Genomic DNA, 2,650 nt, shown 5'->3' on the forward strand with positions numbered 1-2,650 from the left:
TCACATCGCTATGTCATGTAATGAACCCGCACCAGCAGGGGCGCACGGGGTGCGTTCCTACTGGTTCCCGGCAGGTCATCTTTGCAGCATACATCAATCTGTCACTACCGACCGTTGGGCAACGGTGCGATCAGATCAGGGCATGTCGTATTGGGCGTGCCGGTTGTGACCACACGGAAGAAACCTATCGTCTGATGCCCGGTTTGAACGCCGTTGAAAGCAATTGCCCAAATACCGGGTAGCGCATTGGCGGGTACTTCCAGGCAGTACCTTTCTGTAACTCCATTCGTGTTGGGGGTGACCTCTGTACCTGCCGCAAAGCTGGTACCATCAGCACGGAATACGGTAATGGTGACGGCCTGATCATTCGTGTAGCCATTGCCACGTGCGGAGACGATGCCTCCGGCAGTGACGCTTGTTGCGTTCACCTGAACGCCCTTGTTACGTGGTAGAGGTGGCAGATCGGGTCGATCATCAACAACATCGCGACCTAATGGAGTGATGATCATTTCTTCAGCAACTCCATCGTACTGTAATCGGGCACGCTCGAACCACTGAGTGAAGAAACGACAACCTGTTCGTCGAGTTTCTGGCGGAGATTGGGGCAGAGAGAGTGCCTGTTTGAGTTGACTGAGGCGTTCTAATCCAATCGTCTGGAGAGAAATCTGTGCTGGATTCGTGTTGCCGAGCGGTTGCTGCATGATGACGTTCGCAAACGGTTGCGCTAAAACAGCTTCACCATTCACCGACTCGATTCGGGCTGGTCCAAGCGGAAAACCAAAGATTCGCAAAGCGTTATCTTTTCGCCAGTGATTGCATGAACATCGTTACTCCGCCAGAAATCGGCAAAACGTGGATCGACACATTCCTCATGATCGGTGAAGCAGATTGGATCAGAACCTGATGCTGCATCTGACGATGCTGGAGATGTAAAAGCACTCACGAGGAAGACCGCCAGAACAAGCGTAACTCTGTACATAAGCGGCCCTTTCGTTGATGCAGTTAAGGAGGTTTACATAGCACCTATCCGAATAGAGTGCATCTCTACTTGATCGTGGATGAAAGGATTATATCTACCTGGCCTGGTAAGACGTTTCGATAGAATCGCAGTATATCGCACTGTCAATTGACAGTCTAGCCTCTCTCGGCTATACTCGGCTCCGTAATCGGGCGCTCCGCAATAGCGCCCTGATCGGCAAAGAGGCCGGCAGGGAATCCTCCCCGTCAGAGGTGTAAATCTGCGCAAAACCGTCTCGGCGCAGCGATGGCAATGGTTTGCTCATCGGTTGCGCCGCTTCGTTGTTCGTGTTCGGATTTGCAGATGCTCGCAAGGAGTCGACCGATGAGAGACCGCGTTGTTCACTGGCCATTGTTAGTGCTTGTCCTGTTTAGTCTGCTGCTCGCTGCCTGTGGGTCGCAGCCGGCTGCTGAACCGACGGCTGCCCCCGCTGAACCAACACCAGCCACCGGGGAGGAGTTCACTTTTGGGATGGTGCTGGTCGGGCCGATTAACGATGGTGGCTGGAATCAGGCCCATTACGAGGCCGCCCAGTACGTGGTTGAGAAGCTGCCAGGCGTGAAGTTTATCTACATCGATAAGGTTAATCCGGCAGATCGACCGAATGTCAAGGTTGAGCAGGCTATCGAAGAGTTGATTGGTCAGGGTGCACGCCTGATCATCACCAACTCGGCGGAATTTGCCGATGGCACTAACATCGCTGCTACCGCCCACCCAGAAGTGGCCTTTATTCATGCGTCCGGTGACAAGGTGCTGACCGGTGAAGCGCCGGCCAATGTGCGAAACCTGATGGGTCGTATGGAGTATGGGAAGATGATCGCCGGCTGTGCAGCAGCACTTACGACTGAGGCCGGGCGGCTGGCCTACCTTGGCCCGCTGATCGACCCAGAGACGCGCCGGTTGGTGAATTCAACCTATCTCGGTGCACGTTATTGCTGGGAAAACTACCGCGGTCGTTCGGCAGATGGTCTGGCCTTTAAGGTGACATGGATCGGTTTCTGGTTCAATATTCCCGGTGTGACGCTCGATCCAACCAGGGTTGCCAACGATTTTATTAACGAGGGCTATGACGTTATTCTGTCAGGGATTGATACCACTGAGGCAATTGTCGAAGCCAATAAAGCAACACAAGCCGGGAAGCGGGTGTTTGCGGTGCCCTACGATTTCAAAGGAGCCTGCGCCCAGGGTGAGGCTGTCTGTCTGGGTGTGCCGTACTTCAATTGGGGTCCCGACTACAAGCGTTTGGTTGAGCTGGCCCGCGCCGGTCAGTGGGAGCCGGCCTGGGAGTGGGTTGGGCCGAACTGGAGCAACTTGAACGATCCCGATACGAGCATGATCGGTTTCGTGAAGGGGCCGGCACTAAGTGCTGAGAATGCTGCGAAGCTGGATGAGTTTATTGCAAAGCTGGCAGATGGTAGTCTGAACCTTTTCACCGGCCCCCTGTACTATCAGGATGGCAGTGTCTTTGTACCGGAAGGTCAGGTCGCCGACGATAAGACGATCTGGTATACCTCACAGTTGTTGGCCGGTATTGAAGGTCAGAGTGCGCCGTAATTACCACGTGGCAGAGACGGGCATCTTGCCCGTCTCTGTTTGTTAACGGGGTGAAGTATCTCGGCAAGAGAGAGAATG

Annotated in this window: 2 protein-coding genes; one reads left to right on the plus strand and one right to left on the minus strand. The window is 54.3% G+C overall.

The window, feature by feature from the left end:
- Positions 1 to 104: 104 nt before the first annotated feature.
- On the minus strand, positions 105 to 791 hold the full coding sequence (locus tag VAE57_RS02790) for a hypothetical protein (RefSeq protein WP_322820391.1): 687 nt from the start codon (positions 789 to 791) through the stop codon (positions 105 to 107).
- A gap of 551 nt (positions 792 to 1,342) precedes the next feature.
- On the opposite strand from VAE57_RS02790, the gene VAE57_RS02795 reads away from it, so the two are divergent.
- Positions 1,343 to 2,572, plus strand: a complete 1,230-nt coding sequence (locus VAE57_RS02795; protein WP_322820392.1) for a BMP family lipoprotein — start codon at positions 1,343 to 1,345, stop codon at positions 2,570 to 2,572.
- The last annotated feature ends 78 nt before the right edge of the window (positions 2,573 to 2,650 follow it).

Source organism: Chloroflexus sp. (genome assembly GCF_034434295.1).
Classification (GTDB): domain Bacteria; phylum Chloroflexota; class Chloroflexia; order Chloroflexales; family Chloroflexaceae; genus Chloroflexus.

Bases quoted from the DNA above. Each gene is read 5' to 3' on its own strand.
- VAE57_RS02795 (WP_322820392.1), top strand. From the start codon at position 1,343: ATGAGAGACCGCGTTGTTCACTGGCCATTGTTAGTGCTTGTCCTGTTT.